17 protein-coding genes and 1 riboswitch are annotated in these 20,213 nt (G+C 71.8%); of the genes, 10 read left to right on the plus strand and 7 right to left on the minus strand.

The annotated features are described in order from the left end of the window. Positions 1 to 63: 63 nt before the first annotated feature. Positions 64 to 639: a TerD family protein gene (locus OG310_RS19920; RefSeq protein WP_329457231.1), complete on the minus strand. Its 576-nt coding sequence runs from the start codon at positions 637 to 639 to the stop codon at positions 64 to 66. Between the two features lie 386 nt (positions 640 to 1,025). On the opposite strand from OG310_RS19920, the gene arfB reads away from it, so the two are divergent. Beyond that, a complete protein-coding gene (arfB, locus tag OG310_RS19925; RefSeq protein ID WP_329457232.1) occupies positions 1,026 to 1,457 on the plus strand; it encodes an alternative ribosome rescue aminoacyl-tRNA hydrolase ArfB in 432 nt (143 codons plus the stop codon). Positions 1,458 to 1,647: 190 nt separating this feature from the next. On the opposite strand, the gene OG310_RS19930 is transcribed toward arfB, so the two are convergent. Next, a complete protein-coding gene (locus tag OG310_RS19930) occupies positions 1,648 to 2,130 on the minus strand; it encodes a flavin reductase family protein (RefSeq protein WP_443078870.1) in 483 nt (160 codons plus the stop codon). Between the two features lie 699 nt (positions 2,131 to 2,829). On the opposite strand from OG310_RS19930, the gene cdgB reads away from it, so the two are divergent. Beyond that, positions 2,830 to 4,626 (plus strand): diguanylate cyclase CdgB, encoded by a 1,797-nt coding sequence (cdgB, locus tag OG310_RS19935; protein ID WP_329457233.1) that lies wholly within the window; start codon positions 2,830 to 2,832, stop codon positions 4,624 to 4,626. Between the two features lie 408 nt (positions 4,627 to 5,034). Further along, positions 5,035 to 6,102: a carbohydrate-binding protein gene (locus OG310_RS19940; RefSeq protein WP_329457234.1), complete on the plus strand. Its 1,068-nt coding sequence runs from the start codon at positions 5,035 to 5,037 to the stop codon at positions 6,100 to 6,102. 170 nt (positions 6,103 to 6,272) lie between these two features. Here the strand turns inward: OG310_RS19940 and OG310_RS19945 are convergent, their stop codons facing one another. From OG310_RS19945 to OG310_RS19955, 3 genes are all read right to left on the minus strand, one after another. Beyond that, entirely contained in the window at positions 6,273 to 7,196 is a 924-nt protein-coding gene (locus OG310_RS19945) for a 1-phosphofructokinase family hexose kinase (RefSeq protein ID WP_329460266.1), read from the minus strand. Positions 7,197 to 7,394: 198 nt separating this feature from the next. Further along, positions 7,395 to 8,618: an N-acetylglucosamine-6-phosphate deacetylase gene (gene nagA / locus OG310_RS19950; RefSeq protein ID WP_329457235.1), complete on the minus strand. Its 1,224-nt coding sequence runs from the start codon at positions 8,616 to 8,618 to the stop codon at positions 7,395 to 7,397. Then, complete coding sequence (locus OG310_RS19955) at positions 8,618 to 9,550, minus strand: ROK family protein (protein ID WP_329457236.1); 933 nt, start codon at positions 9,548 to 9,550, stop codon at positions 8,618 to 8,620. The genes nagA and OG310_RS19955 overlap by 1 nt, the downstream gene beginning before the upstream one ends. Positions 9,551 to 9,780: 230 nt before the next feature. Between OG310_RS19955 and OG310_RS19960 the strand changes: the two genes are divergently transcribed. From OG310_RS19960 to otsB, 3 genes are all read left to right on the plus strand, one after another. Beyond that, positions 9,781 to 11,022, plus strand: coding sequence for an extracellular solute-binding protein (locus OG310_RS19960; RefSeq protein ID WP_329457237.1), 1,242 nt, complete (start codon positions 9,781 to 9,783; stop codon positions 11,020 to 11,022). A 403-nt stretch (positions 11,023 to 11,425) separates the two neighbouring features. Next, positions 11,426 to 11,644 (plus strand): DUF3263 domain-containing protein, encoded by a 219-nt coding sequence (locus OG310_RS19965; protein ID WP_329460267.1) that lies wholly within the window; start codon positions 11,426 to 11,428, stop codon positions 11,642 to 11,644. 37 nt (positions 11,645 to 11,681) lie between these two features. Then, the gene (gene otsB / locus OG310_RS19970; protein ID WP_329457238.1) at positions 11,682 to 12,536 is read left to right on the plus strand and encodes a trehalose-phosphatase; all 855 of its coding nucleotides are present in this window, start codon (positions 11,682 to 11,684) and stop codon (positions 12,534 to 12,536) included. Positions 12,537 to 12,642: 106 nt separating this feature from the next. Here the strand turns inward: otsB and OG310_RS19975 are convergent, their stop codons facing one another. Together OG310_RS19975 and OG310_RS19980 are read right to left on the minus strand one after the other, a co-directional pair. Continuing rightward, entirely contained in the window at positions 12,643 to 14,076 is a 1,434-nt protein-coding gene (locus tag OG310_RS19975; RefSeq protein WP_329457239.1) for an alpha,alpha-trehalose-phosphate synthase (UDP-forming), read from the minus strand. A gap of 359 nt (positions 14,077 to 14,435) precedes the next feature. Continuing rightward, complete coding sequence (locus OG310_RS19980; protein WP_329457240.1) at positions 14,436 to 15,422, minus strand: glucosyl-3-phosphoglycerate synthase; 987 nt, start codon at positions 15,420 to 15,422, stop codon at positions 14,436 to 14,438. A 167-nt stretch (positions 15,423 to 15,589) separates the two neighbouring features. Then, positions 15,590 to 15,717, plus strand: a riboswitch (SAM riboswitch). Positions 15,718 to 15,732: 15 nt separating this feature from the next. Here OG310_RS19980 and thrC point away from each other — a divergent pair. The 4 genes from thrC (at position 15,733) to groL (ending at position 20,184) form a co-directional block, all read left to right on the plus strand. Next, positions 15,733 to 17,031 (plus strand): threonine synthase, encoded by a 1,299-nt coding sequence (thrC, locus tag OG310_RS19985; RefSeq protein WP_329457241.1) that lies wholly within the window; start codon positions 15,733 to 15,735, stop codon positions 17,029 to 17,031. An 83-nt stretch (positions 17,032 to 17,114) separates the two neighbouring features. Further along, a complete protein-coding gene (locus tag OG310_RS19990; RefSeq protein ID WP_329457242.1) occupies positions 17,115 to 17,393 on the plus strand; it encodes a ubiquitin-like small modifier protein 1 in 279 nt (92 codons plus the stop codon). 383 nt (positions 17,394 to 17,776) lie between these two features. Further along, the gene (locus tag OG310_RS19995; protein ID WP_005315736.1) at positions 17,777 to 17,980 is read left to right on the plus strand and encodes a cold-shock protein; all 204 of its coding nucleotides are present in this window, start codon (positions 17,777 to 17,779) and stop codon (positions 17,978 to 17,980) included. Positions 17,981 to 18,558: 578 nt separating this feature from the next. Further along, positions 18,559 to 20,184, plus strand: coding sequence for a chaperonin GroEL (gene groL, locus OG310_RS20000; protein WP_329457243.1), 1,626 nt, complete (start codon positions 18,559 to 18,561; stop codon positions 20,182 to 20,184). Positions 20,185 to 20,213 lie beyond the last annotated feature (29 nt).

Consider the following 20,213-nt stretch of genomic DNA (forward strand, 5'->3'; position numbering starts at 1 on the left):
CGGGCAGCGTACGCGCGGGGGCCCGGCCGGAGCCGGGCCCCACGCTCACGTCGGACCGAGCGTTCAGAGATTGACGCCGAAGTCGGTCGCGATGCCCACCAGACCCGAGGCGTAACCCTGGCCGACGGCGCGGAACTTCCACTCGGCGCCGTTGCGGTACAGCTCGCCGAAGACCATGGCGGTCTCCGTGGCGGCGTCCTCGCTCAGGTCGTAACGGGCGATCTCGGCGCCACCGGCCTGGTTGACGACGCGGATGTACGCGTTGCGCACCTGGCCGAAGTTCTGCTGGCGGTTGTCCGCGTCGTAGATGGAGACGGGGAAGACGACCTTGTCGCAGTCGGCCGGCAGGGCCGCCAGGTTGACGTTGATCTGCTCGTCGTCCCCCTCGCCCTGCCCGGTGACGTTGTCGCCGGTGTGCACGATGGACTGGTCCGGGGCGCTCTTGTTGTTGAAGAAGATGAAGTGGCCGTCGGACACGACCTTGCCGTCCGCCTTCACCGCGATGGCGGAGGCGTCGAGGTCGAAGTCCTTACCGGTCGTGGTGCGGACGTCCCAGCCGAGGCCGACCGTGACGGCGGTGAGGCCGGGGGCCTCCTTCGTGAGCGAGATGTTGCCGCCCTTGGACAGGCTTACAGCCATGGGAATTGTCCCTTTCGTTGCGAACGCCGGTGACGGTTGGGAAGCTACCGCCACCCCCTACAACGCGACCAGGGGAGTGGCGGGTTCCATCGGCTTTACTTTCTTTACCCGGCTCTGATGCGTTCGGCACCGGAAGCCCGGCACCCAGGGACCTCAGGCCGTTCTGCGGTCCGCGGCCATTCGGAGGTCCGCGTCCGCTCTGCGGTCCGTGGCCGTTCGGTGGTCCGCGCGTCCGCTCTGCGGTCCGCGGCCCCCGCGGCCGGGCTGTCCGGCGCTCCGGCCGTCCCCCTGCGGGCGCCCCGATGGTCCCGGCGCCGGGGCCGCGCGGGGTGTCTCCGCGCCAAAACGGGATGACGCCCGGCCAGGGACGCGAGAACATGGGACACATGTCCGGGCCGCCGTATGTCATCAGGGGTTCGGTCTCCTTGCCGGAGGCCGAGCTGATGTGGCGTTTCTCCCGGTCGTCGGGGCCCGGTGGCCAGCACGTCAACACGACCGACTCGCAGGTCGAGCTGCGTTTCGACCTGGCGAACACGAAGGCCCTGCCCCCGGTGTGGCAGGAGCGCGCGCTGGAGCGGCTCGCGGCCCGGCTGGTCGACGGTGGCGTGATCGCCGTACGCGCGTCGGAGCACCGCTCACAGTGGCGCAACCGGGAGACCGCGGCCGTCCGGCTGGCGGCGCTTCTCGCCGAGGCGACGGCGCCGCCGCCGCGCACCCGGCGCACGTCGAAGGTCCCGCGCGGGATAAATGAGCGCCGCCTGCGCGAGAAGAAGCGCCGGGCGGACACGAAGAAGGGGCGCTCGGGCCGCGACTGGTAGGGGACCTCCGCTCAGGCCCCCTCGGCCTCTGACCGCCTCGGCCTGTGACCGCCTCGGCTTCATGGCGCCGTGACCTCCGGCCGCCCGGACCTTGAGCCGTCTCGGCCGCCGACGGTTCGCACGGACCACCCTCGCGCCACGGGCGGGCCCCCCGACCGCCCGCACCGCCCGTACAGCCCCGTACCGCCCGTCAGCCGAGCTGCCGGTACCGCCCGCGGTAGTACACCAGCGGACCGCCCTCGGCCGCGGGAAGTTCCGCCGTCAGGACCCGACCGATCACCAGGGTGTGGTCCCCGGCCGCCACCCGCTGCTCCGTACGGCACTCCAGGGTGGCCAGCGACCCGCGCACCAGTGGCGCGTCCGTCACCTCACCCCTGCGGTACGGGATGTCCTCGAACAGCAGCCGGTCGCTGAGCCGGCCCTTCATCGCGAACCGTCCGGCGATGTGCCGCTGGCTCTCCGTGAGCAGGGACGCCGCCCACAGCGGCTGCTCCTCCAGCAGGTCGTCCATGCGGGAGCCGGTCCGCACGCTCACGAGGACGAGCGGGGGGTCCAGTGAGACGGACAGGAACGACGTCGCCGTCATGCCCGCGTCCTCACCGTTCGGGCCGTCCTCGGACAGGGGCGCCTCGCGGGCCGTCACCAGTACCACGCCCGCGGTCAGTCGGGACATCGCGCCGCGGAACTCGTCGTTGCTCACCCCCTCAGCATGGGGGACGTCGCGGGGGGCGGACGGCAGGGGGAGGGCTGTTGCGGGAGTCGTCTGGTGCACGTCCTGGACGCTAACGGGAGGGGGCCTTCCGCCGCATCGGGCCAGGGGACCAGCCAGGTCCTAGGACCAGCCCGTGAGCGGCCGGGACCAGCAGTCCGTGAGCGGCCGGGACCGTTCGTACGGGAGAGTGGCCGGGACCGGCGCGGGAGCCGCCGCGGCTCTCCGAACGAGAGCCGCCCGGACCGGCCCGGGAACCGGCGGAACCGCACTCGGGAGCCGCCGGGGCTGTCGGTAGGAAAGCCGCCCGGACAGCCCGGGAGCCGGCGGAACCGCACTCGGGGACCGGCAGGACGGGCCCGGGAACCGGCCGACGGGCCCAGGGCCGGCAGGGCCGGCGGGCCGGGTCGTCGCCGGAATCAGCACGGAAAGCCGCCGTGGTCCGGTCGCTCGCGCTGAACCGTATTCAAAGCCCCCATCCGGCGATCCCGCTGCCTCGTCCCGATCGTTCATCATTTGATGTGACTTGACTCACAGAGCTCACTAATCGCTGACCCTGTGTACCGGCCGAACAGCTCGCTGTGATTCAGTGAAGGGAACAGTGCAACACGAGAGCCGATCAGAAATCTGGAGTTGCTGTCGAGGTCTCAGGGAGAGCGAGCGATGGAGACCGAGTCGGAGCCTTATGTCCGTCTTGCGACCATGCGGCAGCTGCATCAGGCCGTCGCGGAGCTCAACACTGCCCGGAGCCTCGCGGACACGCTGCAGACCGTCGCCGACGGGGTCGTGACCGGCCTCGGGTACGAGCTCGCCTGCGTCAACGTCGTACAGGCGGACGGTGACCTCGTCGTCGCCGCGTTCGCCGGGTCCGCTGCCGCCGAGGCGCTGATCGCGGGACGTGTCGGCTCCCGTTCGTCCTGGGAGCGCCGCCTCAACATGGGCGAGCGGTGGGGCGAACTCCGTTTCATCCCGTACGAGGAGGGCTGGGTCCTCCTCGACGACGACGTGCCGCAGTGGCACACCGAGGGCCCCGAGCCCCGTTTCGCGGACGAGTGGCATCCGCAGGACCGCCTCTACGCGCCGATGTACGCGTCCACGGGCGGCGGCGGCAGCGAACTGCTGGGCGTGATCTCGGTGGACCGCCCGCGCGGCGGCCGCAAGCCCGGCACCTGGGGCCAGGAGGCCCTGCAGATGTACGCGTCGCAGTCGGCGTTCGCGATCAGCAACGCGCGGCTGCGCGCCAACATGCAGCGCGCCCTCGTCCGGCTCGAACGGGAGCAGCAGGCGCTGCGCGCCAGCGAGGAGTCGTTCCGGCAGGCCTTCGAGTACGCGCCGAGCGGCATGGCCATCGCGGAGATGGGCGGCGACCAGCGCGGCAGGCTGCTGCGGACCAACGACGCGCTGTGCCGGCTGCTCGGCAGGCCCGCGTCCACGATGCGCCGGCACTCGTTCGCGGACCTCGTCCATCCCGAGGACATCGGCACCCTGCTGCGCACGTCGGCGGAGGGCGGCCGGGCCGAACTGCGGCTCACCCGCCGCGACGGCTCGTACGTGTGGGTGTCCCTGCGCAACTCCGTCGTCGCGGACACGGCGGACGGTCCGCGCTTCCTGCTCACGCACGTCGAGGACATAGAGGAACGCAAGGGCCGTGAGCTCCAGCTCGCGCACCGCGCCTCGCACGACTCACTGACCGGCCTGCCCAACAGCGCCGAACTGCGGGCCCGGCTCAGTGCCCGCATCTGCTCCCGGCCCGGTGCCTCGCGCGCGGCCACGGTGGTCGAGCAGTTGGACGCGGCGTTCGGCGGGTACGACGGCGGCGGGGCGTACGACGCGGGCGGTGGCGCCCACGACGGCGGGCCTTACGAGAGCGGCGGGTACGAGAACGGGTCGCACGACGAGCGCGCGTACGAGATCGCCTATGACGGGTACGTATCCGGCCACGACTCCTACGAGGAGCGCACCGGGGAACGCGGCGGCAGCTTCGGGGGCTTCGGCCCCGACGCCGCCTACGACCATCACGTGCATGTCACCGCGCCGGTGGAGGGTGCGGTGGACGAGGGCGCGAAGGGACTCGCCGTCCTCTTCTGCGACCTGGACGGCTTCAAGTCGATCAACGACAGGTTCGGCCACAACACCGGCGACGCCGTGCTGATCGAGGTGGCGCGGCGGCTGACCACGGGGGTGCGGGACGGGGACACGGTCGCGCGCCTCGGCGGTGACGAGTTCGTCGTGCTCGCCGACGGCCTCGGCCCGGGGGACGCCTCCGACCTGGCGGTCCGCCTGCGCAACGCGATCCTCCCGCCGATCCGGGTGGACGGCCGGGCGGTGCGGGTCGGGGCGAGCTTCGGTATCGGCTGGGCGAGCTGCGGGATGACCGTCGAAGAGGTGCTGAAGTCGGCCGACCAGCGGATGTACCTGGAGAAGAGGTCGCGGAGCAAGGTCGGCCGCAGGGCGGGCTGAGTGCCGCGTCCCGCCGCCTTCGGGCAACCGCCGGACGGGCCCCGGACGGCTCCGCCGGCCCACGACCGCCCGCACGGGGGCCTGCGCGGGAGGGCTCCGTCCGCCATGGCCGAGCACGTCGTCCGCCACGGCCGAGGGCTCCGTGCACGCGCGCGAGGGCACTGCCCGGGGACCGCCTGCCCCGATGGTCATGGCCGAATCCGAACGGTCCCGGATCGTCTGACGAGACATTGTTCACCCCGGCGCTCCACGCCCGTACCCGGTCGTCCACCGGGGGTGCGCTGATGAGGGCAGAAGCCTGTCCGGACCCGGTGTTCGCCCGGCCGAGCGCAGTTCTGGGGCTCAGGCTCACGAGGTAGGCTCGCCCGGTCGGCGACGCTGACGAGATGGTAGAGGAGTGACCCAGGGATGACGGCCGGGAACGACGGCGCGAGCACACCCGAGGACGATGACCCCTTCGGCTATCTGTATGCCGACGGGCAGCAGTCGGGCGGTGCCCAGCAGCGGCGGCAGGGCGGCTACGGCTACCCGGGCCCCGCGGCCCAGCCCGGCGTGCCCAGAACGTCCTACAACCAGGTCAGGACCGTCGGCGAGCGTCAGTACGGCGCCCCGCAGCAGCAGGTGCCGCCGCAGGGCCAGTACCCGCAGCAGCCCGGCCAGCCCGGCCAGCCCGGCCAGTACGGCGCCCCGCAGGGAGCGTACGGCCAGCAGCAGCCGCCCTACGGCCAGCAGCAGGGCGGCTACGGCGCGCCCAACCCGCACTACGCGGCGCCCGAGACGCAGGCCATGGGCGTCCCGGGGCGCCAGGGCCCGCCGGCCGGTCCGCCGGGACCGAAGCGGGGCGGCCGCGGTGGCGGGCCCAACACGCGTGGCCTGCTGATCGCCGCCGTCGCGGTGGTCGCGGCCGTGGTGATCGGCATCGCGGTCGCGCTCATGACGAGCGGTGGCGGGGACTCCAAGGACGACCAGGCGGGTGCGGGCGCTTCCGCCTCGTCGGGCTCCGGCCCGTCGCAGCAGCCTTCCGGCGACCCCTCGGCGAGCGCGAGCAGCGGTGATCTGCCCGAGCAGGACGCCTCGACGCTCCAGCTCGGAGCGCCGGCCGCCGCCGCCTCGGACGTGCCGGGCGCGAAGGCCAAGGGCGGCGTGTACGTCGCGATGCCCGGCGTCGGTGCCTCGGCGACCTGGACGGTCGATGTGCCCAAGGGGGGCGACTACACCCTCTTCGCGAACTACGGCGTGCCGGGTACGGACGCGAAGATGTCGCTGTTCGTGAACGATCAGGACCGCCGCTCCATCAGCATGAAGAACTTCGCCAACGCCCCGGCGGGCCAGGCGGACAAGGGATGGACGACCACGTTCTCCTGGATCACCCTCAAGAAGGGTTCCAACACGATAAAGATCTCCTGTGAGCAGGGAGACCAGTGCGGCGTCAACCTCGATCAGCTCTCGCTGAAGTCGGGGCAGGTCAAGCAGTAGCGCGGGGAACCCAGGACCCGCAGAGAATCAGCCACCGTCCCGGCCACCGCATCGCGGGGCCGGGACGCGGCGTTTCTGAGGGCGCGAGGGGTTGACGTGCCGTCAGGGCGGCCTGTGGCACGGCCCGGTGGCGCCTGTGTGCGGAGTGTCCTCGTCAACCACCGCCGCGACTAGCCGGGTTCGGTGACCGTGACGCGCGGGAGCAGTTCCTCGTAGGACGCGGAGTCGAACTCGCCCGCCACGGGGGCCAGTACGGTCGCGGCCGAGAGCGCGACGGCGCGGGCCAGCCGGGCCGGCCACGGCAGTTCCTCGACCAGGCCCGAGAGCAGTCCCGCCACGGCGGAGTCCCCGGCCCCCGTCGGGTTGCCGCGGACCGCGGCGGGCGGTGCGGCCTGCCAGGTGCCGTCCGGGGTGACGGCGAGCAGACCCTGCGGACCGAGCGAGGCGACGACCGAGCGTGCCCCGCGGCGGCGCGCGTCCCGGGTCGCACGCAGCGGTTCGCGCGCGCCGGTCAGCCCCGCGAGTTCCTCGGCGTTGGGCTTGACGAGGTCGGGCCGGGCCGCGATGCCCCGGCGCAGCGGTTCGCCACTGGTGTCGAGGAGGACGGGCACCCCGGCGGCGCGGGCACGGCGCACGAGTTCGGCGTACGCCCCCACATGCACCCCGGGCGGCAGGCTGCCGCAGAGCGCCACGGCGTCGGCGCCGTCCAGCAGCCCCTCGTACGACGCGGTGAAGGCACCCCACTCGGCGGCGGAGACGAGCGGGCCCGGTTCGTTGAACTGGGTGGTGTCGCCGTGCTGTTCGTCCGTCACGGCGACGGTGCGGCGGGTCGCGCCGGCGACCGGGACGAACGCGTCGGCGGTGCGTGGCGACAGGCGTGCCAGCAGCTCCCGCACCTCGTCGCCCGCGGGGCCGCCGAGGAAGCCGGTGGCGACCGTGTCATGCCCGAGCGCGGACAGCACCCGCGCCACGTTGAGCCCCTTGCCGCCGGGCCGCTCGACGACCTCGCCGACGCGGTGCGTGGAGTGCGGGACGAGCGTGGCGGTGCGGTACGTGAGGTCCAGGGCGGCGTTGAGAGTGACCGTGAGGATCACGCCCTGCCCCCCGTCGCCTGATCGGTCGATCGCGTCCGGCGCTTCCGCTCCGGCGGACCACCGCATTCGATCATGCCAAACGCGGGGGCTCCGGCCTAGAGGGCGATCCGGCCGGACCGCCGGGGGCGGGGCGCTGCCCACGGGCGGGGCGCCCCGACCCGGCGGCCGGGAAGGGGAAGGGGGGCCGGCCGCCCGCCGTCAGGCGGTACGGGGGTCGAGCACCCAGGCGCCCTTGTGCAGCACGCCCTTGAGCGTGAAGTCCGCGTCCAGGACGACGATGTCCGCGTCCTTGCCGGGTTCGAGGGAGCCCACCCGGTCGTCGAGGCCCAGCAGGCGAGCCGGGTTGGCGGAGATGGCCCGCACGATGTCCTCCACCCGCATCCGGTCCACCGTCGCGGCGCGCCGGAACGCGGTGTCGAGTGTCAGCGTGGAGCCGGCGATCGATCCGTTCTCGACGACACGCGCCACACCGTCCTTCACTTCGACCTCCAACGGGCCGAGGGAGTACGTGCCGTCGCCGAAGCCGGCCGCGTCCATCGCGTCGGTGATGAACGCGACGCGGGACGGGCCGGCGCAGCGCAGCGCCAACTCCAGGGCGGCGGGGTGCAGATGCGTGCCGTCGTCGATCAGCTCGACGGTGACCCGCTCGTCTTCGAGGAGCGCTGCGATCGGTCCCGGCACCCGGTGGCCGAGCGGGGGCATGGCGTTGAACAGGTGGGTCGCGACGCTCGCGCCCGCGTCGATCGCCTCCACCGTCTGCTCGTACGTCGCGTCGGTGTGCCCGAGCGCCGCGATCACGCCGTGGTCCACGAGCAGCCGCACCGAGTCGAGGCCGCCCGGGAGTTCGGCGGCGAGGGTCATCATCTTCGCGGTGCCGCGCGCGGCCTTCACCAGCGTCAGCACGTCGGCCGGGTCGGGGTGGCGCAGCAGCGCCTCGCTGTGCGCGCCCTTGCGGCAGGGGGAGATGAAGGGGCCCTCGAAGTGCAGCCCCGCGAGGTCGCCCTGCTCGACGAGTTCGGACAGCACGCCCGCACGCCGCGCGAGGAAGTCGAGCTCGCCGGTGACCGTGGAGGCGACGACGGTCGTGGTGCCGTGCTCCCGGTGCGTACGGACGCCCCTGAGGACCTCCTCGGGCGTTCCTGAGGTGAAGGACGCGCCGCCGCCGCCGTGGTTGTGCATGTCCACGAACCCGGGCACGATCCAGTGCCCGCTCAGGTCGAGCGCGGGCGCGTCCGCGGGGGCCGACCCGGCGATGCGCCCGCCCTGGACGATCACCCGGCCGCCGTCGACGACGCCGGTCGGCAGGACGACCCGGCCCCCGGACAGCACCGTGTACGCGCCGGTGCCGACGGGCGCGGCCGGACCGGTCGCCGCGGGGGCGGACGCGGTGGGAGCGGGGGGCGTGGATGCTGCGGCGGCCATCAGGCGCTTACCTCCGAGGCGAGTAGGTCCCAGGCGAGCAGGCCGGCCCCCAGACACCCGGCGGTGTCGCCGAGCGCGGCCGGAACGATCGTGGGCAGTTTCTGGAAGGTGACCTTCGCCGCGACCGCTGCCCGCAGCGGTTCGAACAGCGTGTCGCCGGCTTCGGCGAGCCCGCCGCCGATGATCAGCGTGCGGGGATCGAGCAGGGTCAGCGCCGTGACGAGCCCGGCGGACAGCGCGTCCACCGCGTCCCGCCACACCTCGACGGCCGCGGGGTCACCGGAGGCCACGGCCTTGGCGCAGTCCGCCGCGTCCGCCTCCGGGTCGCCGCTCGCCTCGGCCCAGGCGCGGGTCACCGCGCGGGCCGAGCCGTACATCTCCAGGCAGCCGCGCTGACCGCAGCTGCACTCGGCCCCGCCGGGGCGTACGACGACGTGACCGATCTCGCCGGCCACTCCGTGCGCGCCCGCCTCGATGGCGCCGTCGATGCCGATGGCGCCCGCGATGCCCGTACCGATGGGCATGAAGAGGAAACGGTCGGAGCCGCGTCCCGCACCGAGGCGGCCCTCCGCGAGGCCGCCGGTGCGTACGTCGTGGCCGAGCGCGACGGGGATACCGCCGAGCCGCTCGCCGATCAGGTCCCGCAGCGGCACGTCGTGCCAGCCCAGGTTCGCGGCGTAGACCGCGATGCCCCGCTCGGTGTCGATGACCCCGGGGACGGCGACACCCGCCGCGCGCGCTCCCTCGCCGAACCGCTCGACGCCGTACGCGTACAGCTCGGCGGCGAAGCCGACGATCGTCTCGACGACGGCCTCGGGGCCGCGCTCCCGGCCGGTGGGCCTGCGGGTCTCGTGCAACAGCACGCCGTCCGCCCCCACGAGGGCGGCCTTCATGCCGGTGCCGCCCACATCGAGGGCGATGACGTGTTTCACCCTGACAGTCTCGCGCGTGCACCCATGAGAGGTCTAGTCCATTCATCGTGATCTTTCCCGCCTTCACCCTGGTGAAGGTGTGGGGGCATTCGTCCCTTCGTCTGGACTCAAACGTTCGAACGAGACAAAATCGCGGTTCGATCATCGAGTTCCCGCCAAGCGGCGGGCGAAGGGCGGGAAGAGGACCAGTGCGTCACCGCTATCTGGGCATAACCACCGTCATAACCGTCATGAGCTCCATGGGCCTCGCGGGGTGCAGTGGCTCGACCGGTTCCGGAGATGTCACGCTCAGGCTCGTCGCCGCGGACTACGGCAACAGCCCGGAGACGTCCTCCAGCATCTACTGGAAGAAACTCGCCTCCGCGTTCGAGAAGACCCACCCGGGCATCACGATCGACGTGGACGTCCGCTCCTGGAAGACCGTCGACGCCGACGTGTCGAGCATGGTCAAGCAGGACAAGGCGCCGGACATGGCGCAGGTCGGCTCGTTCGCCGACTACGCGAACGCGGGCAAGCTCTACAGCGCCGACCAGATCCTCAGCGTCCCCGTGCAGTCCGGGTTCGTCGCGCAACTGGCCGACGCGGGCAAGGTCAACCAGACCCAGTACGGGCTGCCGTTCGTCGCCTCCACCCGGCTGCTGTTCTACAACCGCAAAATGTTCGAGCAGGCCGGCATCGAGGCCCCCAAGAACTGGGCGGACATCGAGAGCGACGCGAAGGCACTCAAGGCCGACGGGGTGTCCGTACCGTTCGCGCTGCCGCTCGGCACCGAGGAGTCGCAGGCCGAGACGATGATGTGGATGCTCAGCGGCGGCGGTGGCTACACCAGCAGCACCGACGGTTCGTACAGCATCGACTCCGACGAGAACGTCAAGACCTTCGACTGGCTCCAGCACAACCTCGTGGGGGAGGGCCTCACCGGCCCCGTCGCACCCGGGAAGCTGGACCGGGCCGACGCGTTCAAGGAGTTCACCGAGGGCAAGGTCGGCATGCTCAACGGCCACCCCACGCTGATGAACGACGCGCGCAAGGCGCACATCGACTTCGGCATGGTGCCCATGCCGGGCAAGGACGGCAAGGCCAAGTCCTCGATGGGCGTGGCCGACTGGATGATGGCGTTCAAGCAGAACGGCCACGGCAAGCAGATCGGTGAGTTCCTCGACTACGCCTACAGCGACAAGAACGTCATGGACTTCGTCAAGCAGTACGACCTGCTGCCCGTCACATACAGCGCGAACAGCGTGATGGCGCAGGACAAGACGCACAACGACCTGGGCGAATTCCAGAAGACGCTCAACTCCTCGGAGCTGTATCCGTTCAGCAAGAGCTCCTGGTCCGGGGTGAGCGAGACGATCAAGAAGAACATCGGGCAGGCCGTCGAGCCCGGCCACGACCCGCAGCAGGTCCTGACGAAGATCTCCAAGGCCGCCAACGCGGCGGACGCGGCCGACGCCGCCGCCGCGGGCAAGTAGCCTTTCACCGATGCCTACCGACGCCCCCGAGCCCGCCCCCGGACCAGCCGGGCCGCCCCCCGGCCCGCCGTACGGGCGGAGCCCGGGGGCGTGCGGCGGTTCGGACGGCGAGGGCGGCCCCGGTGCGCAGGGGACCTCCGGGACCTCCGAGCTCCCTGGGGCTTCCGGGAGTCCCGGGGCTTCCGGGACTCCCGGGAGTGCGGAGGCCACTGGGGCCACCAGTGACTCCGGGTCCGCGGAGGTCTCCGGGTCCAGTGCCGCTTCCGATGCCCCCGATATGCCTGCTGCCGGTGCTGCCGGTGCTGCCGGTGCTGCCGGTGCTGCCGGTGCTGCCGGTGCTGCCGGTGCTGCCGGTGGGGTCCCGGACGCCGGAGCCCGGGACGGCGGCAGCGTCCGGCCCGTCCTGTCGGAGCGGGACCGGGCCGTGCTCGCCCTGGAGCGGCGCTCCTGGGCCGGCCCCGGGGCCAAGGAACGGGCGATACGGGAGCAGCTCGGCATGTCGCCGACCCGCTACTACCAACTGCTGAACGCGCTCGTGGACGACCCGGCCGCGACCGCGCACGACCCCGTCACGCTCAACCGGCTGCGCCGCGTCCGCCAGGCGCACCGCGACACCCGCTGAGCGACCGCCGAACGCCGGGCCCGGTAGGGTCACGCCCATGGGCAGCAACCCCTCCCCCCTGCCGCAGCCGGAAACCGAAGCCGGCGCGGAAGGCCTGGCCGCGCTGCTGGCCGGCCCCGCCGACGCCGTCGTCGCGCTCGACTTCGACGGCACGCTCGCCGACATCGTGGCCGACCCCGAGCAGGCCCGGGCCCACCCGGCCGCGCGTCCCGCGCTCGCCGCGCTCGCACCGCACCTCGGGTCCCTGGTGGTGATCACCGGCCGTCCCGCCGCGGTCGCCGTCGAGTACGGCGGCTTCGCGGACGTCCCGGGTCTTGAGCGGCTCGTCGTCCTCGGGCATTACGGCGCCGAGCGCTGGGACGCCGCCACCGGCACCCTGCACACGCCGCCCCCGCACCCGGGTGTGGCCGCCGCGCGGGACGAACTCCCGGCTGTTCTCGACCGGTTCGCGCCCGGGCAGGACGTGTGGACCGAGGAGAAGGGCCAGGCGTTCGCCGTGCACACCCGCAGGGCCTCGGACCCCGAGGCCGCCTTCGCCGCCCTGCGCGCCCCGCTCAGGGACCTCGCGACCCGGCACGGGCTGCTGCTCGAACCGGGCCGCATGGTCCTCGAACTCCGCCCGCCCGGCATGGACAAGGGTGTCGCGCTGACCGCGTACGTACGGGAGACCGGCGCGCGCACGGTCCTCTACGCGGGCGACGACCTCGGCGACCTGCCCGCCTACGACGCGGTGGAGGCGCTGCGGGCCGAGGGCCGCGCGGGCCTGCTCGTCAGCAGCGGCACGTCGATCGGCGAGCTGACCGCCCGCGCGGACCTCCGGCTGGCGGACCCGGAGGCGGTCGCGGGCTTCCTCGCCGCCCTCGCGGACACGCTCGCCCACGACCGCGCCTGACGCCCGCGGGCCCCTGCCGGCGGGCGCCCGCGGCCCCCTGCCGACGGTGGTCAGCGGCTCTCGGAGCCTGTCAGCCGACGGGTCCCGCGTGCGTCACGCCCGCAGGTCAGGCCCGCAGTTCGGTCAGCTGGTCCAGGAACCAGCGGGCGGGCGGGAGAGCCGTCGCCGCCGCGCCGAGGCGCTTGGTGCGGCGGGTGCGTTCGTCGTCGGGCATGGTCAGCGCCTCGTGCAGCGCGTGCGCCGTCGCCGTGATGTCGTACGGGTTGACGACCAGGGCGTCCTCGCCCAGTTCCTCGTACGCCCCCGCCTCCCGGGACAGCACCAGCGCGCAGCCGTCGTCGGAGACGACCGGGACCTCCTTCGCGACCAGGTTCATGCCGTCCCTGATCGGATTGACCAGCGCGACGTCCGCGATGCGGTACGCCGCGAGGGAGCGCGCGAAGTCGTCCTCGACGTGCAGCACGACCGGGGTCCAGCCGTCCGTGCCGAACTCGGTGTTGATCTCGGCCGCGAGGACCCGTACCCGTTCCGTGTAGTCGCGGTACACCGCGAGGTCCTGCCTGGACGGGTACGCGAACGCCACGTGCACCACCCGCTCCCGCCAGTCCGGCCGCTCGGTGAGGAGCGCCCGGTAGGCGAGCAGGCCGCGCACGATGTTCTTCGACAGTTCGGTGCGGTCCACCCGGACGACCGTGCGGCGCGGCGCGCCCGACCGGTCGGTGCCGATCTGCTCGCGCAGCGCTGCCATCCGCTCGGCCACGTCGGGCCGGTGCGCGCGCTCGCGCAGGAAGTCCGCGTCGGCGCCGAGGCCGTGCACGCCGATGCGCGTCTTGCCGGTGCCGCCGAGGAGTTCGGCGCAGCAGGCGGTGAAGGCGTCCGCCCACCGGGTGGTGAGGAAGCACGCACGGTCCGCGCCGAGTATGCCGCGCAGCAACTGGCGTGCGATGTCGTCGGGCAGCAGCCGGAAGTAGTCCACCGGCGCCCACGGGGTGTGGGAGAAGTGCCCGATCCTGAGGTCGGGCCGCAGCGCGCGCAGCATGCCGGGCACGAGCGCCAGGTGGTAGTCCTGCACCAGCACCGCGGCGCCCTCGCCCGCCTCGTCGGCCAGGGCCTCGGCGAAGGCGCGGTTGTACGTCTCGTACGACGCCCACTGCGCCCGGAACTCGGCCCCGAAGGACGGTTCGAGCGGCGTCTGGAACAGCATGTGGTGCACGAACCACAGCGCGGAGTTGGCGACCCCGTTGTACGCGTCGCTGTACACCTCGGACGGGATGCCCAGCATGCGGACGCGCTGCCCGCCGGTGTCGTCGGGATCGAGCCGCCCGTCCGTGCGCCGTACGGCCTCCCGGTCGCCGTCCCCGAGCGCGGCGCACACCCAGACCGCGCCGGCGTCGGGCCCTATGGCGGACAGGCCCGACACGAGTCCTCCTCCGCCGCGCCGTGCCGTGAGTGTGCCGTCGTCGCCGAGGGCGTAAGAGACCGGGCCGCGGTTCGAGGCGACGAGGACGGGGGCGCCGTGGGCGTCGTGCTGGGAAGCCATATCGCGAACCTAGCCGGTCACGGAAACGCTCAAACGTACGGACGGGGCTGGTGTGGCGCATGGGGGCGGCGCAGTAACGGCGCATGACGGCACGGCCACGGCGCGCGCACGGATCACTCCGGCGGTGACCCTCCGAGCGCGCCGACGCGCGGATCGTGACGCCGAGGCGGGCGCGCACGGCGCACGGAGAGCCACGCTCCGCTCCGGTACGACGGGTGCTCCGGCGTGCGACGCCTGCGACCCGTGCGATGCCACTGCGACCCGTGCGATGCCACGATGCGGGCGATGCGGGCGATGCGGGCGGTCCGGGCGGTTCGGACGATGCGGGCGCCCCGGTCGACCCGGCCGGCCCGCGCAGGTCAGGCCGCGCGGCGCGACAGGTACTCGGCGATCTCCCGCATCGGCGGCCGTTCCTCGGTGTCCACCGCGTGCGTCCGCGGCTCGAAGCCCTGCTCCCCCCGCTCGAACTGCGTCAGCACCGGCCGCACGAGGTGGGCGCGGGACAGCCGCGACTGCGCCGTGCGGTAGATCGCCGCGGCCATCCGCCCGAGCGCGCGGTCGTCCTGGTGCCGGTGCAGCCGGACGCCGACGTCGACCTGTGCCAGCGCGTCGAGCCCCACCAGCCGCAGCGCGTCGACCAGCAGGCCCAGCTCGACCCCGTAGCCCACCGGGAAGGGCAGCCGCTCCAGCAGCGACCTGCGCACCGCGTACTCGCCGCCAAGCGGCTGCACGAAGCCCGCGAGCAGCGGCCAGTGCAGGTTCAGCAGGGGGCGTGCCACCAGCTCCGTGACCCGGCCGCCCTGCCCCGCCGTGACCCCGTCCCCGCCGCCGGCTCCGGCCCCGCCCCCGGTGCGCGCGCGCAGCGGGCGGTCGTACATCGCCTTGACGAACTGCAGGTCCGGGTCGGTCATCAGCGGGCCGACGATCCCCGAGACGAAGTCCGCCGAGAACTCCCGCAGATCCGCGTCGACGAAACACACCACGTCGCCCGTCGTCACCAGCAGCGAGCGCCACAGCACGTCGCCCTTGCCGCGCAGCGCGGGCAGGCGGGGCAGGATCGCGTCACGGTGCACCACTCGGGCACCGGCCAGGCCCGCCACCTCCGACGTACGGTCCGTGGACCCGGAGTCGACGACCACCAGCTCGTCCACGAGCGGCACCTTCGTCATCAGTTCGCGCCGGATCACGGACACGATCTCGCCGACCGTCTCCTGCTCGTCGAGCGCGGGCAGCACCACGCTCACCGTGGTCCCGCGTGTGGCCTTGGCCACCATCAGCCGGTCGAGCGGCCGGTCGTCGACGGACCAGGAACGGCTGGTCAGCCAGCGTTCCACCTCTTCCAGCACGATCGGTTCTCCCTTGCTGGGCCACTGCGTGATCCATCTCGCGTGACGGACGACCGTCTCAACCGTCCGGTGCTTCGGTTACAGTCTTGAACAACGCGAAAGGCGCCCGCATGCCGGGTCGCCGTCCGCGGGACAAACGCGCCGGAGCCTGGTTCCGGTCGCCATAGCGCTCATCCAGAGGGGCAGAGGGAACGGCCCGTTGAAGCCCCGGCAACCCTCCCGCCGACCGCGAGGTCATGGTGGGGAAGGTGCCAATTCCGTCTTGCGGCGAGACGCGTCGCGAGGAAGATGAGGAAAGGGCCTCGCCTCCATGGCTGTGCAGACCGTCCCGAGCAGTAACGAATCCGCCACCGGAACCGTCGATCTCGGACCCGCCGCCGCGCTCTCCTGTCGCGAATGCGGCGAGCGCTTCCCCCTCGGCCCGATCTTCGCCTGCGAGAGCTGTTTCGGCCCTCTCGAAGTGGCCTACGACCTGCCGACGGACTCCCCCGACGAGCTGAAGAAGCGCATCGCCGAGGGCCCCGACAACATCTGGCGCTACGCGCCGCTGCTGCCCGTCCCCGCCGACGTGGCCGCGCACCCGAACATCAACCCCGGCTTCACCAAGCTCGTCAAGGCCGACAACCTCGCCCGTGAGCTCGGCATCACCGGGGAACTGCACGTCAAGGACGACTCCGGCAACCCGACGCACTCCTTCAAGGACCGCGTCGTGGCGATCGCCGTCGAGGCCGCGCGTGCCTTCGGTTTCACCACGCTCTCCTGCTCGTCCACGGGCAACCTCGCGGGCGCCGTCGGCGCGGCCGCCGCCCGGGCCGGGTTCCGCTCGTGCGTGTTCATCCCGCACGACCTGGAGCAGGGCAAGGTCGTCATGGCCGCCGTCTACGGCGGTGAACTCGTCGCCATCGAGGGCAACTACGACGACGTGAACCGTTTCTGCTCCGAGCTCATCGGCGACCCGCTGGGCGAGGGCTGGGGGTTCGTGAACGTCAACCTGCGGCCGTACTACGGCGAGGGCTCGAAGACGCTCGCGTACGAGATCTGCGAGCAGCTCGGCTGGCGGCTGCCCGACCAGATCGTCATCCCGATCGCGTCCGGCTCGCAGCTGACGAAGATCGACAAGGGGCTGCGTGAGCTGATCAAGCTCGGGCTCGTCGAGGACAAGCCGTACAAGATCTTCGGTGCGCAGGCCGAGGGCTGCTCGCCGGTGTCCACCGCCTTCAAGGCCGGCCACGACGTCGTACGCCCGCAGAAGCCGAACACCATCGCGAAGTCCCTGGCGATCGGCAACCCGGCGGACGGCCCCTACGTGCTGGACATCGCGCGGCGCACCGGCGGCGCGGTGGAGGACGTCAACGACGAGCAGGTCGTCGACGCCATCAAGCTGCTGGCCCGCACCGAGGGCATCTTCGCGGAGACCGCCGGAGGTGTGACCGTCGGCGTGACCAAGAAGCTGATCGACGCGGGGCTGCTTGACCCGACCCTGACGACCGTCGTGCTGAACACCGGCGACGGCCTCAAGACGCTGGACGCGGTGGCGCCGACGACCGGCCCGACCACGACGATCCGGCCCAGCCTGGACGCGTTCCGCGCGGCGGGTCTGGCGAGCTGATCCCGGCCGCCGCGCGCACCACGTCACCGCGCGCGCCCCACGTCACCGAGCTTCGAGACATCCGAGAGGTAGGCACCCCGCCGATGAGCGTCAAGGTCCGAATCCCCACCATCCTCCGCACCTACACGGGCGGCCAGGCCGAGGTCGCGGCCGAGGGCTCCACCCTGTCCGAGGTCATCTCCTCGTTGGAGAACAACCACCCGGGCATCGCCGGGCGCGTCCTGGACGACCAGGGCAAGCTCCGCCGGTTCGTCAACGTCTACGTCAACGACGACGACGTCCGCTTCGAGCAGGGTCTTCAGACCGCCACGCCCGAGGGCGCGGGCGTCTCGATCATCCCCGCCGTCGCCGGCGGCTGCTGAACCACGGGGCCCCGCGCCCCTGTTGGACGTGTGCCCCCTCCACCACCGGCGGAGGGGGCATTTCCATGTGGTTGAGCACGGTACAATTCGACCGAGCACGGAACCGCGGAGCCGCGACGTGCGGAGCCCCTACTGAACGCGCACAAGAACGCGACAACATCGGGTCAAAGTTTTGGTACTGATAGCGCAATAAGTGCGCTTTGTGTGGCCCGACTTGCCCAAGAACGCGAACATACATCCGGTTCGCGTCTTCAGCCATGCCCAGAATTCTCGTCTGATTGACCTGTTGCAGAGGGCAGTTGGGCAGATACATTCAGCCGCGGTCGACGCGTTCCGACGCGAAGTGCGGTCCCGAGCAGGGGCCTGTAATAGGGGAGTTGGGCATGGCTCAGGGCACCGTCAAGTGGTTCAACGCGGAGAAGGGCTACGGCTTCATCGCGGTCGACGGTGGTGCGGATGTTTTCGTCCACTACAGCGCCATCCAGATGGACGGGTACCGCACCCTTGAAGAAGGTCAGCGAGTGGAGTTCGAGATCTCGCAGGGCCAGAAGGGTCCGCAGGCGGACATGGTCAAACTCGCCGTCTGATCCCGGCGCGATCGGCCAGGGCAATCCTAGTCGAGAGGCCCGTACCCGCTCCACGGGGGTACGGGCCTCTCGCGCGCGCCTACGCGGCGGGCATGCACACGCGGGCGTGCCGCCCGCGTGTGCGAGACCTACGGGGAGCGGCTTCGGGGCGCCCGAGCGGTGACGGGACGCCCCCGGAACGTCGCCGGTCGCCCGGGCGCCGGCAGGCGCGGGGCGGCCCGTGCGAGGCTCGGGGCGGGCGTTCAGGGCGGATGTCCGGAGCTCCGGGTGGGGTGCCCGGGGCGGGGCGTTCCGCGTGGCGCGGACGGGCGTCAGGGGGTGGAACACGTTCGGATGTGCGTACGTACGCGGGGCGAACGATCACCGGCGCGATGCGCCGCACTCCTGGAGCGGCTTGCACTCGGGTGGGTCGAGTGCTAATCATTGCGTTAGCACTCTCCCAGTGAGAGTGACAACTTGGACCGGGTCAGTGAGGCCCGTAGCGCTGGTCCGGAAGGAACGGACAGTGCGCAGGCCGTCCGTCGCGGGCACGGGCGCGGTCCGGAGCAATCCACCCCAGTCCGGGAGGACCACTTCACATGGCCAAGATCATCGCGTTCGACGAGGAGGCACGGCGCGGCCTGGAGCGCGGGATGAACCAGCTCGCCGACGCCGTCAAGGTCACCCTTGGCCCCAAGGGTCGCAACGTCGTCCTTGAGAAGAAGTGGGGCGCGCCCACGATCACCAACGATGGTGTCTCCATCGCCAAGGAGATCGAGCTCGAGGACCCGTACGAGAAGATCGGCGCAGAGCTGGTCAAGGAAGTCGCCAAGAAGACGGACGACGTCGCCGGCGACGGTACGACCACCGCGACCGTTCTCGCCCAGGCGCTGGTCCGCGAGGGCCTGCGCAACGTGGCGGCCGGCGCCAACCCGATGGCCCTCAAGCGCGGCATCGAGAAGGCCGTCGAGGCCGTCTCGGGCGCCCTGCTGGAGCAGGCCAAGGACGTGGAGACGAAGGAGCAGATCGCCTCCACCGCCTCCATCTCCGCCGCCGACACCCAGATCGGCGAGCTCATCGCCGAGGCGATGGACAAGGTCGGCAAGGAAGGCGTCATCACCGTCGAGGAGTCGCAGACCTTCGGTCTGGAGCTTGAGCTCACCGAGGGCATGCGCTTCGACAAGGGCTACATCTCGGCGTACTTCGCCACGGACATGGAGCGTATGGAGTCGTCCCTGGACGACCCGTACATCCTGATCGTCAACTCCAAGATCGGCAACGTGAAGGACCTCCTTCCGCTGCTGGAGAAGGTCATGCAGTCGGGCAAGGCCCTGCTGATCATCGCCGAGGACGTTGAGGGCGAAGCGCTGTCGACCCTGGTCGTCAACAAGATCCGTGGCACCTTCAAGTCCGTTGCCGTCAAGGCCCCGGGCTTCGGCGACCGCCGCAAGGCCATGCTCGGTGACATCGCCATCCTCACCGGTGGCACGGTCATCTCCGAGGAGGTCGGCCTCAAGCTGGAGAACGCGGGTCTCGACCTGCTGGGCCGCGCCCGCAAGGTCGTCATCACCAAGGACGAGACCACGATCGTGGACGGGGCCGGTGACAGCGACCAGGTCCAGGGCCGCGTGAACCAGATCCGTGCCGAGATCGAGAACAGCGACTCGGACTACGACCGCGAGAAGCTCCAGGAGCGTCTGGCGAAGCTGGCCGGCGGCGTGGCCGTCATCAAGGCCGGTGCCGCCACCGAGGTCGAGCTCAAGGAGCGCAAGCACCGCATCGAGGACGCGGTGCGCAACGCCAAGGCCGCCGTCGAGGAGGGCATCGTCGCCGGTGGTGGCGTGGCCCTGCTGCAGGCGTCCTCGGTCTTCGAGAAGCTGGACCTCACGGGTGACGAGGCGACCGGCGCGCAGGCCGTCAAGCTCGCCCTGGAGGCCCCGCTGAAGCAGATCGCCGTCAACGGTGGTCTCGAAGGCGGCGTCGTCGTGGAGAAGGTGCGCAACCTGGCCGTCGGCCACGGTCTGAACGCCGCCACCGGCGAGTACGTCGACATGATCGCCGAGGGCATCATCGACCCCGCGAAGGTGACGCGTTCCGCTCTGCAGAACGCGGCCTCCATCGCGGCGCTGTTCCTCACCACCGAGGCCGTCATCGCGGACAAGCCCGAGAAGGCCGCCGCCGGTGGCGCGCCGGGCGGCATGCCGGGCGGTGACATGGACTTCTGATCCTCTTACCGAGGTTCGGAATCCGGTTC

The sequence above is a fragment of the Streptomyces sp. NBC_01497 genome, assembly GCF_036250695.1.
Taxonomy (GTDB): Bacteria; Actinomycetota; Actinomycetes; order Streptomycetales; family Streptomycetaceae; genus Streptomyces.

Excerpts from the sequence above, each read along its gene's own strand:
- thrC (WP_329457241.1), top strand. The coding sequence starts at position 15,733 with ATGGCTGTGCAGACCGTCCCGAGCAGTAACGAATCCGCCACCGGAACC.
- OG310_RS19930 (WP_443078870.1), bottom strand. The coding sequence starts at position 2,130 with ATGTCCCGACTGACCGCGGGCGTGGTACTGGTGACGGCCCGCGAGGCG.
- OG310_RS19940 (WP_329457234.1), top strand. The coding sequence starts at position 5,035 with ATGACGGCCGGGAACGACGGCGCGAGCACACCCGAGGACGATGACCCC.
- OG310_RS19960 (WP_329457237.1), top strand. The coding sequence starts at position 9,781 with ATGAGCTCCATGGGCCTCGCGGGGTGCAGTGGCTCGACCGGTTCCGGA.
- nagA (WP_329457235.1), bottom strand. The coding sequence starts at position 8,618 with ATGGCCGCCGCAGCATCCACGCCCCCCGCTCCCACCGCGTCCGCCCCC.
- otsB (WP_329457238.1), top strand. The coding sequence starts at position 11,682 with ATGGGCAGCAACCCCTCCCCCCTGCCGCAGCCGGAAACCGAAGCCGGC.
- OG310_RS19995 (WP_005315736.1), top strand. The coding sequence starts at position 17,777 with ATGGCTCAGGGCACCGTCAAGTGGTTCAACGCGGAGAAGGGCTACGGC.
- arfB (WP_329457232.1), top strand. The coding sequence starts at position 1,026 with ATGTCCGGGCCGCCGTATGTCATCAGGGGTTCGGTCTCCTTGCCGGAG.
- OG310_RS19975 (WP_329457239.1), bottom strand. The coding sequence starts at position 14,076 with ATGGCTTCCCAGCACGACGCCCACGGCGCCCCCGTCCTCGTCGCCTCG.
- OG310_RS19920 (WP_329457231.1), bottom strand. The coding sequence starts at position 639 with ATGGCTGTAAGCCTGTCCAAGGGCGGCAACATCTCGCTCACGAAGGAG.
- OG310_RS19990 (WP_329457242.1), top strand. The coding sequence starts at position 17,115 with ATGAGCGTCAAGGTCCGAATCCCCACCATCCTCCGCACCTACACGGGC.
- groL (WP_329457243.1), top strand. The coding sequence starts at position 18,559 with ATGGCCAAGATCATCGCGTTCGACGAGGAGGCACGGCGCGGCCTGGAG.
- cdgB (WP_329457233.1), top strand. The coding sequence starts at position 2,830 with ATGGAGACCGAGTCGGAGCCTTATGTCCGTCTTGCGACCATGCGGCAG.